The organism is Nannocystis exedens (assembly GCF_002343915.1).
Classification (GTDB): Bacteria; Myxococcota_A; Polyangia; order Nannocystales; family Nannocystaceae; genus Nannocystis; species Nannocystis exedens.
In genome coordinates this window covers 3,985,855-3,999,507 of sequence record NZ_NETK01000001.1, presented here as the reverse complement: position 1 = coordinate 3,999,507, position 13,653 = coordinate 3,985,855, and the positions used below count along the sequence as shown (strand labels likewise).

Genomic DNA, 13,653 nt, shown 5'->3' with positions numbered 1-13,653 from the left:
GGCCGGCGAGTTTGGGCCAACGCGCCAATGCGGCGCAAGTGGGGTCAGCGGCGCGCGAACGGGTTCAGGCGCGGGATCCGGGCCCTGTAGCCGTCGTAGTGCGCGCCGTGCTGGGCGCGAAGGTCGCGCTCCTCGAGCTCGAGCGCGACGAGGACGTAGAGCGTCATCGCCAGCGCGAACGCGAGGTGGCCGACGCTCATCGTCGGCGCGGCCCAGAAGGCGAGCAGAAACCCCAGCATGAGCGGGTGACGGACCAGGCGATAGGGACCGCGGACGCGGAACTCCGGCTCGCGCGCCGGACGGCCCAGCCAGTGACCGACGGCCTGGCGCAGGCCGAACAGGTGGAAGTGATCGACGGCGAACGTGGACACCAGCACGAGCCCCCAGCCGATCGCGGCCAGGCCGTGCACGATGGCGGCGAGGAGGCCGTCGCCGAGCTGCCAGATCGGCGTCGGCAGCGGATGCCAGACCCACATCGTCAGCGCGAGCTGCAGCGACGCCAGCAGGACGTAGGTCGAGCGCTCGGCGGATTCGGGGACGAACACCGTCCACATGCGCTTGAACCATGGTCTGGCCATGACGCTGTGCTGCAGGGCGAAGCCGCCGAGCAGCGCCAGGTCGATCATCAGCGCGCGGGGCCATGGGCCGACGGGGCCGTCATCGATGGTCTTCGGCACGCACACGCCGGCGACGAAGCCGGCGAAGTAGGCGAACACGGCGAGGACGACGATGTAGGAGACGACGCCGTGGACGAGGACGAAGACGCGGCCCATGCCTGCATCGTACGAGGACCCTTGCCGAACCGACAGGCCGGCGCCGGCGCATACGTGGCACAATGCCGGCAAGGGGGCTTATGGTTATGGAGATCTCTTCCCTCGCAGAGCGGCTGGCTCTGCGCTACGACGCGCCGAGCGGCCGGCGGGTGATCGCGGGCAAGGACGTGCTGCTGCACTGCCATCACTACAACGCGCGGCTGCAGCGGACCGTGGAGTCGGCCGACCTCGTCGACGGCAAGCGGCTGATCGTCGGCGCCGCCGAGTGCGTGTTCGCCGAGCATATCGACCGGGCGCTGCGCGCCGAGGACAGCGTCGCGGCCCGCTGGGCGGTGGCCGAGCGGCTCTATGCGCACCTCGGCTTCGGGCGGCTCGACCTGTCGCGCGTGGCCGAGGGCGTGGTCACGGCCACCGCGTCCCACTTCGTCGAGGGCTGGTTCGCCGGGCTCGGGCGGCCCGAGCGGATGGTGTGCAGCTTCGCCGAGGGCTACGCGCAGGGGGCCGTGTACGCGGTCACGGGCGAGCCGGTCCACGTGCGAGAGGTCGAGTGCATGGCCCAGGGCGCGCCCATGTGCCGCTTCGCGGTCGAGCGCGGGCGGTCCGAGCCGGTCGCGCCCAACGCCAAGCGGCCGCTGGTGTTCCGCCCGCGCGAGCGCGGCGACTGGTTGCGCTCGCCGGCGATCGACGAGCAGGCGATCCTCGACGCGCTGGTGGCGATGCCGGTCGAGGGGGGCCCGGACGGGCTGATCCCCGCGTTCGGGGTCTACCTCGCGTGCATGCCGGCCGACTTCTACAACCGGGTCTGTATCGGATTTTTGGCGGAGATGCGGCGGGTCGGCCGCGGCGCGACGGCCGAGCGACTATTGGCGGCCGAGGCCGAGTATTGCGCGCTCAACACGTATCGCGGGCTGATGAGCTCGCCCGAGTGGGACGGCCTGGTGACGCCGATGCTGCGCGGGCCCGACGACCCGCTGTTCGCGACGATGACGTTTTGTAACGCGCTCGGCTTCGGCCAGTGGCACATCGCCGGGCTCGAGCCGGGCCAGTGGATGCTGGTCGAGTCGGTCAACGGCTACGAGGCGCTCGGCGCCCTCCAGTACCTCGGATCGACGAGCACGCCGCACTGCCACGGCCACAAGGGCGCGGCCGCCGGGATCTTCGCCCTCATCTACGGCTCCGGCCCGCTGACCGAGCGGTTCGGCACGTTCCACGCGGTCGAGGAGGCGTGCATCGCCTGCGGCGACCCGGTGTGCCGGTTCCGCGTCGAGCGGATCGGCTGAGCCGATAATTTGGACATGTCTCGATGATCATCATTTTTTAGAACATGTTTTTCGAAACATGTTCATAGAGACATGTCCTGATGCACGCGCTCGCCTAGCCGCGACGACGCAGCGCGACGCCGGCCGCGACGGCGACCAGCAGGCAGGCGCCGCCGTAGAGCAGCGGCGGCGGCCACGGCTTGGCCGAGATCTCCCCGGAAGGATGGTCGCCGGCGGGCGCCGGTGTCGGCGACGGCGCCGATGTCGACGCGGGCGTCGCCGCGGGCCCGACTTTCGTCTCCGATGCGGCGGCCGCAGGCGCCTCGACCTTCGCCTCTGCCGAGGTCTCGGCGATCGCGGGGGTCGGCGCCGCTGGCTCCGGCGGCGGCGGCGGCGGCGGCACGTCCTGCGGCCGCGGGAGCCGCGGACGTCGGCCCTTGTAAAAGCTGCGCTCCCAGATCCGTTCCTGGCCGAAGTCGAAGCGGACGCGGGTCGGGGTGAGGATCAAGGTGCCGCCGTCGACGGCGACGCGGTACACGTCCTGGATCCTGTACAGGTCGACGTCGAGCGGGACGAGCCACCGCTGTTCGGCCTCGATCGTCTGCACGAGCACCCGCGGGTCGCTCGGCGGACCCGTGCCGAGCTGACGCAGCCCGTTCTCCGCGAGGACGCCGTCGACGCCGGTGTAGGTGTCGCTCGGGAAGGCGAACAGCCGCTGCGTCTCGCAGCCCTCGTCCAGGAAGTTGGCGCGGCCGTCGTCGTCCTCCGAATTCAACACGGTGTGCGAGGCGGAGTTCTCGTCGTTGAGCAGGCAGGCGTCGGGCCACAGGACGAACAGATACTCCGGGTGCGCGTCGAGGTTTTCGATCGCGATCGTGACTTCGACGGCGTGCTTGTCCTCCGGCACCCTGAACTGGTCGGCGCGGGCGAGCTGCGGCACGAGGAGCGCGGACACGAGCCCGAGCTGCGGTCGAACGCGAGGCATGACGCACCTTAGAGGATCGGCCGGTCCCCGACCGGCGCTTCGCGCGAGTCATCGCACCCGCCGCGGGCCGCGCCGCCGATATGGCCGAAGAGACAGACTCACGTCGCGCGCGAGAGCGCGCCGGCAGACGGCGAACGCGGGTGCGGACAACCGACCTCGTGTTGCGATAAACAATGGTTCGTGAGCGAAGCCAGCAAGCTGCAGGGCGCCCCCCTGATCGTGATCGAGGTCGACCCCGGGCTCGTCGTCACCGCCTGGAACCGCCGCGCCGAGCTGGTCTTCGGGACAGATGCAGCGTCGGCCGTCGGCCGCCCGCTGGCCGAGGTGCTGCCGCCGATCGACGCCGACTGGAGCGCGCTGCTCGACGAGGGCGACGGCGCGCCGCGGGTGTTCGCGGTCCGGCGCGGCGAGGCGAGCTGGTCGATCGAGGCGTGGTCGCAGGTCGACCGCGACGGCGAGGGCCGGCCGCTCGGCGTCCGCCTCTACGGCCACGACGTCACCGCCCGCGTGGCGGCCGAGGCCCGCGCGACGCTCGAGACGACGATGCTGCGGGCGATCAAGGAGAACCTCGACATCGCGCTGTGGGCGACCGACGAGCGCGGGGTGTTCCTCTACCAGGACGGCAAGGCGAGCGCGGCGGTCGGCATGGCGCCGCACTCGCTGGTCGGCCTCAACATCTTCGAGCTGTACAGGGACCTCGGCAACACGCCGCTCATCGAGCGGGCGATGGCGGGCGAGCCGACCCGCACGCCCGGGGTCGAGACGCACGGGCTGTTCTGGGACACGTATTACATCCCCGTGCCGTGGGACAGGCCGGGCGACCCGCGCCTCGTCGGCGTGTCGCTCGACATCACCGATCTCAAGCGCGTCGAGCAGGAGCTGCGCAGCAAGCTCGAGCTGATCGAGCGCCAGCAAGAGGTGATCCGCGTGCTCGCCACGCCGATCATCGAGGTGTGGGACGGCGTGCTGACGATGCCGATCGTCGGCCTCATCGACACCGCCCGCACCGCCGAGATCATGGACAGCCTGCTGCAGGCCGTCACGCAGACGCGGGCCCGCTTCGCCATCCTCGATCTCACCGGCGTCGAGGTCGTCGACACCGGCACGGCGAGCCACCTGATCAAGATGATCCAGGCGATCCGTCTGCTCGGGGCGGAAGGGATCCTCACCGGCATCCACCCGACGATCGCCCAGACCATCGTCGCGCTCGGCGTCGACCTGTCCCACGTCGCGGTGTACGCCAAGCTGCGCGACGCCCTCAAACACACGCTTCTCGCCGCTCGCAAGCGATGATCGCCGTGATCGCGCGGGCCTGACGCCGGCGCGAAACCGCCCGCAAGGGTCTGCATAAACAGGTACGGACAACTGTCCGCGGACACGGTACAAAGGATGCGTGGACGAACGGACCTTGCTGCAGGACGCGCCCCTCGTCGTCATCGACGTCGACCCGGCGCTTCGCGTGTCCGGCTGGAATCGGCGGGCGGAACAGACCTTCAAGACCCCGCAGGGGGCGGCGCTCGGGCGCGGCCTCGACGAGGTGCTGCCGCTGCACGGGGCAGCGGACAGTTGGACGTCGCTGTTCGAGGATGGCGCGGAATCGCGTGTCTGGGAGCTGCGCGGCGCGACGGGCCAGCCGATGCTGTTCGAGTCGTGGTGGCAAGTCGACAGGGGCGGCGACGGCAAGCCGCGCGGGGCGACGCTCTACGGCCACGACGCGACGGCCCGCATCACCCTGGAGCGCCGCTCGTCGCTCGAGTCGGCGATGCTGCAGGCGATCAAGGAGTACCTCGACATCGCCCTGTGGGCGATCGATCGCAAGGGCACGTTCCTCTACCAGGACGGCAAGGGCGTACGCACGGCCGGGATGGCGCCGCACCACTACGTCGGCCAGAACATCTTCGACGTGTACCGCGAGGGCGGTGACCTCGCCGGCGTGGACCGGGCGCTGAAGGGCGAGGCGATCTCGGCGCTGCCGGCCGAGGTGCACGGGATGCACTGGCAGACCTGGTACATCCCCATGCAAGAGAACGCGGCCGACGCGGCGGTCGTCGGCATCACGCTCGACGTCACCGAGGCGCGCCGCAGCGAGCTCGAGCTGCGCACCAAGCTCGAGCTGATCGAGCGCCAGCAAGAGGTGATCCGCGAGCTGTCGACGCCGATCATCGAGGTGTGGGACGGCGTGCTGACGCTGCCGATCGTCGGCCTCGTCGACAGCGTCCGCACCGCCGAGATCATGGACAACCTGCTGACGTCGGTGGCAAAGACGCGGGCCCGCTACGCGATCCTCGACCTCACCGGCGTCGAGGTCGTCGACACCGGCACCGCCGGCCACCTGATCGGCATGATCCAGGCCATCCGCCTGCTCGGCGCCGAGGGCATCCTGACCGGCATCCACCCGACCATCGCCCAGACGATCGTCGCCCTCGGCGTCGACCTCGCCCGCGTCGCGGTGTTCGCCAAGCTCCGCGACGCGCTCAAGTACTGCATCGTGCAGATGAGCCAGCGCAAGCCGACGACGACGGTCAGGTGACGACTTCGCGACGACCCCCGCTCCGCGCGCCCTCCGTCCATTGAGCATGCACCGACCGATTGCCACGAACGCCGCCGCGCACCCGCCGTCGACGCGGACCGACCGCCGCACGCGCGGGTTGCGAAAGCTTCTTGCGCTCGACGCGCACGAGGCGACAGGGGCTCGAATTCGGCGAAACACGGCCGAGATCCATTCGGGCGCCCCACGTCGCTCATGGTGCGCGCCACCCCGCCCCCGGCGCGGCGAGCCAGGGCCCGCGAAGTTGCCGGTTTAGCGACCCTCGGACAACAAGACCTGAAAACCCCCCATGACGACCCTCTCGCCCGTATCGGACGCGACGAACGAGTTTTTTGTGACCTCTCGACCCGAGCCGCTGGCGCCCGGGGTGCGCGCGCAGCCGCTGGGCTTCGCCATCGACGACTTCGTGACGCTGGCGCCGCGGCGCGAGAACCCGCGCGCGGACGAGATCGAGGCCCGCTCGCTGGCGCTGGCGCAGAGCTTCGGCCTGGTCCACGCCGACAACCGCGGCCGCTTCGACGCCTTCAACACGCTCGGTCGCTACGTCTATCCCTCGGCCACGGTGGAGCGCGGGGTGCTGTGCGCGACGTGGTGCAACTGGCTGTTCTTCTTCGACGACATGCACGACGAGGAGCTGCGCAGCCGCGAGGACCAGAGCCGGGTGCGGCGGCAGATCGATCACGCGCTGGCGCTGCTGTCCGGGACGCGCCGGCCGACCGGCGAGGTCGATCCGCTCGACCGCCTGCTGCTCGAGTTCCGCCGCGGCGCGCTCGACCTGGTCGGCGGCGCGTGGGTCGACCGCCTGTGGTGCGTGACCGCCGATCACATGTCGCTCGGCGTGCTGCCGGCCGTGCGCAACTGGGGCACGTCGCGCACGCCGCCGCTGCGCGAGTACCTGGCCCAGCGCGAGCACGACAGCGGGGTCCTCACCGCGCTCGACCTGATCGAGGTGGCGGCGCAGATCTCCGTGGCCCCGGCGGTGCGCGACAGCCCGGCGGTGCTGCGAGCCCGCCGCGCGGTCAGCCGCACGGTCGGCTACTTCAACGACATCGTGTCGTTCCCCAAAGAGGTGCTGCGCCACAAGAACCCCAACAACCTGGTCCACGTGCTGATGTGCGAGCGCGGCTGCTCGCTCGAGGCGGCCCTGCGCGAGGCGACCGAGATCGTCAACGCCGAGGCCCGCGAGCTCGAGACGAGCGTCCGCGAGGCCGCCGCCGCCCACCCGCACGACCAGGCGGTGCACACGTACCTGCAAGGGCTGCTCGAGTGGCAGCGCGGCAACATCGAGTGGTCGCTGGCCAGCCCGCGCTACGACGCGTCGCGCGGGTGAGGTCGGCGAGATGGCTTGAAGGACAGGCGCGGCCGTGAGGCCGCGCCTGTCGAGCGTTCGGCTGTCCCGAAGGACATTCGCGAGGGGCGCGGGTCGCTCGCCGGACGAGGGCATGAGGCTGTCCCGAGGGACAGGCATCAACGCTCGCGGTGACCCCCGCGGAGGGACCTGCGCCGCCGGCGCTCACGGCAGCGCGGCGCCGGGGAACTTGGCGGTCGCCTCGGCGCGCAGCTGCTGGTACGCGGCCTGGTCGCCGGCGGCGCGGAGGTGGAGGAGATAGGCCTCGTAGACGCGCGGCTCGTCGGGCGTGCGGGCCAGCATGCGCGGGAGGAGCTTCGCGGCCAGCGCCTGGTTCTTGCGCACGATCGTGTAGAGCGCGCCGCGGGCGGGGGCGAACTCGGGGTCGGCCTCGTAGGCGCGGAGGAAGTGCTCGGCTGTCTCCCAGGACATGTTCGAAAGGTCAGCGAGGTCGCCGCGGGCGATCTCGCCGGCCAGGTAGTGGCGGGCGGCGGCGGTGAACGGCGCGCTGGCGGCGGCGAGGGCCTCGGCGCCGCTGCCGGTCAGCAGGGCGGCCGGGGCCGCGACGGCGCGCTCCAAGATCGCGGCGAGGTTGTGGGCGCCGAGGGTGCGGTCGTCGCGGTAGGCCACGCGGGCGGCCTGGAACGCGATCTCGGGGGCCAGGTCGGTGTTGCGCGGGCCGTCGCCGGCCCACGCCGCCAGCTCGGCCGGGCCCATCACGTAGGAGGCCAGCAGGTCGCGCGGGTCGACGATGTTCTGCAGCGCGGCCGTGTCGGCGGCGAGGCGCGCGACGTCGAGGCGTAGCTGGGCCGCGGCCGGGTCGGGGGCGCGGCCGACGAGCGCGAGCGCGGGGTTCTGGGCGTTGTAGATGCCGAGGAACGCGTACGACTCGGGGAACACGTCGAGGAAGGTGCGGACGATCGTGCGCACGTCGGCCTCGTCGAGCTGGTAGAGCGGCAGCCACTGGCACATCAGGCCGCCCGGGCGCAGGTGGTCCTTCGCCGCGGCGAAGTGCTCGCGGGCGAACAGGCTGCTGGCGCCCGCCTGGCCGGGGTGGAACAGGTCGGCGACCACCAGGTCGTAGCGGGCCGGCGCGGCCGCGAGGTAGCGACGGGCGTCGGCGGCGTGCAAGGCGACCTCGGGGCGCTCGGCGAGATCAAGGTTGATGTCGGCGAAGTGCGGCAAGAGCTCGACGATCTCCGGCACCAGCTCGACGCCCTCGGCCGACGCGTGCGGGACCGCCAACGCCCCGCCCATGGTCGAGCCGGTACCTAGCCCGAGGTACAGGGCCTTCGGGATAGGTCCCTCGGGACCGGATGCATGGGACAGGAGCGAGCAGACCTGGCCCATGCGCTGCTCGCCGAAGCCGGCGGCGCCGCCCATGCGGAAGCGCTTGCCGATCTGCAGCCGGCGCAGCGGGGCGCCGCCGGGGCCGGGGCGCTCGCTGACGGCGACCAGGCCGTGCAGGGTCTGGCGCTCCTCGCGGCGGACCCAGCCGTCGCTGTCGCCGACGAGGACCAGCGAGCGCGGGCCGGCGGCCGTGAGGGCGACGCCGGCCAGGACGCCGCCGATCAGCAGGACCGGCGAGAACCGGCGGAACCACCCGAACCCGGCGAACAGCGCGAGGTAGGCGTAGAGCACGGCGTAGAACGCGTCGGCGTAGCCGAGCCGGGGGACGGCGACGAGGCCGAACACGAACGGGGCGGCGGCGCAGCCGACGGCGTTCCAGGCGTAGGTCCGGCCGACGCCGCGCCCGGTGGCGGCGACCAGGCCGATGACGTGGCTGAGCAGGGCGCCGAGCACCAGGGCCGAGGGCGCGAACACCAGGGCCGCGACCGCGAGCTCGGCCGCGCCGGCGCGCGCGAGCCCGGCCGCCTCGGGGGAGAGCGCCTGCAGCAGCTCGGGCCCCTGCGCGAGGGCCACGGCGGCCGGGACGACGAGGACGGCGAGCAGCCACAGCAGCGCGGCGGTGACGGTCCCCGGGCGGCCGGCGACCGCCCGGGCGGCGAAGCGCTGGTAGACGAGCGCGCCGAGGCCGGTCGCCAGCAGGTAGGCGGCGAGGATGTGGGCGAAGGTGTAGATCGTGTTCTCGAGGTGCTGGCCGAGCACCCGCACGCCGACGACCTGCAGGCCGATGCCGGTCAGGCCGGTGCCGAAGGCCACGAGGTCGAGCAGCCACGGCTCGCGCAGCAGGTCGGGGTCGGGGTCGCGCGAGGCGTCGACGGCGGCGGCAGGAGCGGGCGCAGCGGGGATGTCCCGAGAGCCCTGGGAGGCGGGAGTCGCGGCGGCCACCGGGGAGGCGGGGGGCGCGGCGAAGATGTCCCGAGCGGCAGGGGCCGCGGGGGCGCCGGCGGCCCCGGGCGAGACCGAGGCCTCCGCGGAGATGTCCGGAGAGACAGATGACGCGGAGCCGCCGGCGACCGGCGGCTCGGCGGTCGTGAGGGACAGGTCTCCGGGGACATGTCGTGCGGGACCGGTCGTATCGGACATGTCCTGGCGGACCTGTCCCGCAGCGCGAGCGCCCCAGGCGCGGGCGGCGAGCGCCGCGCCGGCGCCGGCGAGGGCGGCGAGGGCGGCGCCGAGGCCGTAGCCGAGGGCGGGGAACACCAGGTGGACGCTGGCGAGGGCGGCGAGGGCGGCGCCGAGGGTGTTGGCGCCGTAGATCCGCCCGAGGCCGCGGCCGTCCTGATCGAAAGGACAGGTGCGGCGGCGGGCCTCGACCAGGGCGGCGAGCGAGGCGCCGAGCGGGGCGGCGCCGAGCGCGAGGACGGCGGCGGCCACCGCCGTCGAGGCGGCCAGCGCCGCCGCGCCGCCGGCCGCGGCGACCGGGCCGAGCCAGGCCGGCAAGACGCGCGCGAGCACTTGCAAGAGGTGCGGCGAGACGACCGCGAAGCCGGCGGCGCACAGCTCGAGGACGACGAACAGGCGCACCGGGTCGCGCGCGCGGAGGCTGCGGTCGTGCAGCAACGCGGCCCCCAGCGCGAGGCCGGCGAAGTAGCCGGCCAGCGCCGCGAGCACGCCGACGGTCTCGCTGCCGAGCGACAGCGCCAACATGCGCGTCCACAGCATCTCGTAGGCGAGGGCCGCCGCGCCCGAGGCGAACGCGGCGACCAGCAGGAGGCCGTCGCGCGGGCCGGTCGTTGCTGACATGCCGCGTGAGCATACACGGCGGCCCCCCGATCGGCGCGGACCCGAAGACGATCGCTCGCACCACCGCGAGGCTTCTCACTTGGGCGGCCGCCGAGCGGCGGGTTAGCATTGCGCGGTGAAGATCGCGGTCCTCGGCGGCGGCCCGGCTGGCCTGTATTTCAGCGTGCTCATGAAGAAAGCGCGGCCCGACTGCGAGGTCGTGGTCGTCGAGCGCAACCGGCGCAAGGACACGTTCGGCTGGGGCGTGGTGTTCTCCGACGGCACGCTCGGCAACTTCCGCCGCGCCGACCCGGAGACGTACGCGGCGATCACCGATTCGTTCATCCACTGGGACGATATCGACACCTGCTTCAAGGGCCAGGTGATTCGTTCCGGCGGCCACGGGTTCTGCGGGATCGCGCGCGTCCGGCTGCTCGAGATCTTGCAAGACCGGGCGTCGGCGCTGGGGGTGCAGCTCGCGTTCGAGACGGAGCACGACGGGCTGAACTCGCCGGTCGTCGCGGGCGCCGACCTGGTGGTGGCGGCCGACGGGATCAACAGCAAGGTGCGGACGCAGCTCGCCGAGGTGTTCGCGCCGACGATCGCCGAGGGCAAGGCGAAGTACATCTGGCTCGGCACGACCAAGCGGCTGTCGGCGTTCACGTTCTACGTCCGCGAGGACGAGCACGGCTTGTTCGTCGTCCACGCCTACCCGTTCGACCGCGACACCAGCACGTTCATCGTCGAGACCGACCGCGAGACGTGGCGCCGCGCCGGGCTCGACGCGATGAGCACCGACGAGAGCGTGGCCTACTGCGAGCGGCTGTTCGCCGAGGAGCTGGCGGGCCACCGGCTGATGAGCAACAAGTCGAGCTGGCTGTCGTTCCGCGAGGTCAAGTGCGCCCGCTGGTGGTCCGGCAACGTGGTGCTGATCGGCGACGCCGCCCACACCGCGCACTTCTCGATCGGCTCGGGCACGAAGCTGGCGATGGAGGACTCGATCGCGCTGTGCGAGGCGCTGCTCCGCGAGCCGTCGGTGCCGGCGGCGCTGGCCGCCTACCACGAGGCCCGCTGGCTCGAGGTCGCCAAGCTGCAGCGCGCGGCCAAGGTCAGCCAGACGTGGTTCGAGGAGGTCCGCCGCTACAAGGACCTGCCGCCGCAGCAGTTCGTCCTCAGCATGATGACCCGCTCGAAGCGGGTGACCTACGAGAACCTGCGCGTCCGCGACCGCGACTACGTCGGCGGGCTCGACAAATGGTTCGCCGGCCAGAACGGCTGCGAATCGCACGAGCCGGCGCCGCCGCCGATGTTCACGCCGCTGCGCCTGCGCGAGCTGACGCTGCAGAACCGGGTGGTGGTGTCGCCGATGTGCCAGTATTCGGCGGAGGACGGGCTGCCGAACGAATGGCACCTGGTCCACCTCGGCGGCTGCGCCGTCGGCGGGGCCGGGCTGGTGATGACGGAGATGACGAACGTGGCCCCGGAGGGCCGGATCACCCGCGGCTGCACCGGGCTGTGGTCGGAGGCGCACGCGATCGCGTGGCGCCGGATCGTCGATTTCGTGCATTCGCACTCGACGGCGAAGATCGGGGTCCAGCTCGGCCACGCCGGCCGCAAGGGCTCGGCCGCGCACCCGTGGGAGGGCGCGGACACGGGGCTGGCCGACGGCTGGGAATTGCTGGGACCGTCGCCGGTGCCGTACGCGCCCGGCTTCGCGGTGCCGAAGGCGATGACGCCGGCCGACATGGCGCTGGTGGTCGAGCAATTCCGGCGCGCGGCCGAGCTGGCCGAACAGGCAGGTTTCGACCTGGTCGAGGTCCACATGGCCCACGGCTACCTGCTGGCCTCGTTCATCTCGCCGCTGACGAACGCGCGCACCGACGCGTACGGCGGCTCGCTGCCCAATCGCATGCGCTTCCCGCTGGAGGTGCTGGACGCGGTGCGGGCGGTCGTGCCGGCGCACAAGCCGGTGTCGGTGCGGATCTCCGCGACCGACTGGATCCCCGACGGCCTCGACGAAGAGGACGCCGTCGAGATCGCCCGCCTCCTCAAGGCCCACGGCTGCGACCTGGTCGACGTGTCGGCCGGCCAGACGACGCCGGAGTCGCGGCCGGAGATCTACGGCCGCATGTTCCAGACCCACCTGAGCGACCGGATCCGCCACGAAGCCGGGGTGACGACGATGGCGGTCGGAGCGATCCAGGACTGGGACCAGGTCAATACGATCATCGCCTCCGGCCGCGCCGACCTGTGCGCGCTGGCCCGCCCGCACCTGCTCGACCCGCACTTCACGCTGCGCGCGGCCGCCGAGCAGAACTACCGCGGCCCCGGGGTGACCTGGCCGCCGCAGTACCTGGCGGCTCGTCCGCGCGGGTGAGCGAGGTTGCAGCTGCAACCGCCGCGGGCGGGGACGACGTCGCGGCGGCTGCAGTCATCGCGCGCGGCGCCGTCCTGCGCGGTCACGCCGAGCGGTCGGTGTACCTGCACGTCGCGATCGATGCGTTCGCGCCGCGGTGATTCACGGCGCGTCGTCGGTGCCGGCGAGGATGGCGGCGTTCTGCTGCAGCTGCGGCTCGGACAGGGCGGTGGCGTAGATCGCGGCGTAATGGAGGGTGCCCTGGAACGAGCGATCGCCGTCGGCCCCGCGGTTGCCGAGCGCGAAATAAAGCGGAATGTTGGGGTCGGTGGGGATCGCGATCGCCTCGTTCTGGTTGGGATGGACGAGCCCGATGTCATTGCCGTCGACCACCGCCGCGCCGTCGAGGTAGAGGCGGACGCGGTGGATCGGCTCCGGCTGGCCGGTGTCGACGACGACGTGCACGACGACGCGGCCGAGCCCGGCCCAGTCGACCGGCCACACGCCGGCGAGGGTGTTGCCCTTCCAGTAGAACTCGAGGCGGTCGATGTCGGTCGAGCGGAGGGTGAAGTAGCCCTGCTCCAAACTGCGGCCGACGTGCAGCAGGCGTGAGCCGAAGAGGGTGACCGCGTCGATGTCGACGACGACCTCGAGGGTCGCGGCGGTGCGGTTCTGCAGGCCGGTCTGGACCTTGGTGTCGGCGACGGGGAGCGTGGCCCGGCCGTGCAGGCCCGCCATCGGCCAGCGCAGGCCGCGGTGGCCGCCTTGCTCGGCGTAGACCGGGTTCATGGCGCCCATGTCGTAGACGAGCGGGAGGTCGAGCGGGTCGGGGGCCGCGTCGAGGGCGTGCGTCGGGCCCTGGCCGCTGCCGGCCTCGTCGAGGAAGTAGCGGACCAGCAGATCGTCGTCGACGAGCATCGGCGGCGGCGGACCGGTGGTCTCGTCGCCGGTGGTGGTCGAGGCCTCGGTGGTCGAGGACGTCGAAGACGTGGTGGTGGTCGCGTCGGTGGTCGGGTCGCCGGTGGTCACCTCGGTCGGATCGACCGGGGCGGTGGTGCCGGTGGTCGTGAGCGCGGGGCCGCCGGTGGTGATCGGCGACGTGGTGGTGGTGATCGCCGGTTCGCCGGTGGTGGTGGTGGTCGAGGAGGGGGAGGTCGGCTCGCCGACGCTCACGAGGCCGCTGCCGTCGTAGCTGCACGCGGCGAGGAGGACCGCGAGCGCGGCGAGACGGCGAGCGGGCGGACGCGGCATCGGC

The 13,653-nt window shown here is 72.3% G+C and carries 9 protein-coding genes; 5 read left to right on the top strand and 4 right to left on the bottom strand.

The features are described 5' to 3' along the window. Positions 1 to 44 precede the first annotated feature (44 nt). A complete protein-coding gene (gene mddA / locus NAEX_RS15735; RefSeq protein WP_096328313.1) occupies positions 45 to 773 on the bottom strand; it encodes a methanethiol S-methyltransferase in 729 nt (242 codons plus the stop codon). A gap of 86 nt (positions 774 to 859) precedes the next feature. Here mddA and NAEX_RS15730 point away from each other — a divergent pair, with 86 nt between their 5' ends. Next, positions 860 to 2,053 carry a V4R domain-containing protein gene (locus NAEX_RS15730; protein WP_170135755.1) on the top strand — a complete coding sequence of 398 codons (1,194 nt, stop codon included), beginning with the start codon at positions 860 to 862 and terminating at the stop codon, positions 2,051 to 2,053. Between the two features lie 94 nt (positions 2,054 to 2,147). Here NAEX_RS15730 and NAEX_RS15725 read toward each other — a convergent pair whose 3' ends face one another. After that, positions 2,148 to 3,017, bottom strand: a complete 870-nt coding sequence (locus NAEX_RS15725) for a hypothetical protein (RefSeq protein WP_143140610.1) — start codon at positions 3,015 to 3,017, stop codon at positions 2,148 to 2,150. A 180-nt stretch (positions 3,018 to 3,197) separates the two neighbouring features. Between NAEX_RS15725 and NAEX_RS15720 the strand changes: the two genes are divergently transcribed. The 3 genes from NAEX_RS15720 (at position 3,198) to NAEX_RS15710 (ending at position 6,895) form a co-directional block, all read left to right on the top strand. Continuing rightward, positions 3,198 to 4,310, top strand: coding sequence for an STAS domain-containing protein (locus NAEX_RS15720; RefSeq protein WP_096328310.1), 1,113 nt, complete (start codon positions 3,198 to 3,200; stop codon positions 4,308 to 4,310). 100 nt (positions 4,311 to 4,410) lie between these two features. Beyond that, positions 4,411 to 5,547: an STAS domain-containing protein gene (locus NAEX_RS15715; RefSeq protein ID WP_096328309.1), complete on the top strand. Its 1,137-nt coding sequence runs from the start codon at positions 4,411 to 4,413 to the stop codon at positions 5,545 to 5,547. 352 nt (positions 5,548 to 5,899) lie between these two features. Then, positions 5,900 to 6,895: a terpene synthase family protein gene (locus NAEX_RS15710; protein WP_143140611.1), complete on the top strand. Its 996-nt coding sequence runs from the start codon at positions 5,900 to 5,902 to the stop codon at positions 6,893 to 6,895. A gap of 183 nt (positions 6,896 to 7,078) precedes the next feature. On the opposite strand, the gene NAEX_RS15705 is transcribed toward NAEX_RS15710, so the two are convergent. Next, positions 7,079 to 10,063 carry a spermine/spermidine synthase domain-containing protein gene (locus NAEX_RS15705; RefSeq protein ID WP_096328307.1) on the bottom strand — a complete coding sequence of 995 codons (2,985 nt, stop codon included), beginning with the start codon at positions 10,061 to 10,063 and terminating at the stop codon, positions 7,079 to 7,081. A 115-nt stretch (positions 10,064 to 10,178) separates the two neighbouring features. On the opposite strand from NAEX_RS15705, the gene NAEX_RS15700 reads away from it, so the two are divergent. Next, complete coding sequence (locus NAEX_RS15700; RefSeq protein ID WP_096328306.1) at positions 10,179 to 12,419, top strand: bifunctional salicylyl-CoA 5-hydroxylase/oxidoreductase; 2,241 nt, start codon at positions 10,179 to 10,181, stop codon at positions 12,417 to 12,419. A gap of 141 nt (positions 12,420 to 12,560) precedes the next feature. Here the strand turns inward: NAEX_RS15700 and NAEX_RS15695 are convergent, their stop codons facing one another. Beyond that, a complete protein-coding gene (locus NAEX_RS15695; RefSeq protein ID WP_096328305.1) occupies positions 12,561 to 13,649 on the bottom strand; it encodes a hypothetical protein in 1,089 nt (362 codons plus the stop codon). Positions 13,650 to 13,653 lie beyond the last annotated feature (4 nt).

Excerpts from the sequence above, each read along its gene's own strand:
- NAEX_RS15705 (WP_096328307.1), bottom strand. The coding sequence starts at position 10,063 with ATGTCAGCAACGACCGGCCCGCGCGACGGCCTCCTGCTGGTCGCCGCG.
- NAEX_RS15695 (WP_096328305.1), bottom strand. The coding sequence starts at position 13,649 with ATGCCGCGTCCGCCCGCTCGCCGTCTCGCCGCGCTCGCGGTCCTCCTC.
- NAEX_RS15725 (WP_143140610.1), bottom strand. The coding sequence starts at position 3,017 with ATGCCTCGCGTTCGACCGCAGCTCGGGCTCGTGTCCGCGCTCCTCGTG.
- mddA (WP_096328313.1), bottom strand. The coding sequence starts at position 773 with ATGGGCCGCGTCTTCGTCCTCGTCCACGGCGTCGTCTCCTACATCGTC.
- NAEX_RS15730 (WP_170135755.1), top strand. The coding sequence starts at position 860 with ATGGAGATCTCTTCCCTCGCAGAGCGGCTGGCTCTGCGCTACGACGCG.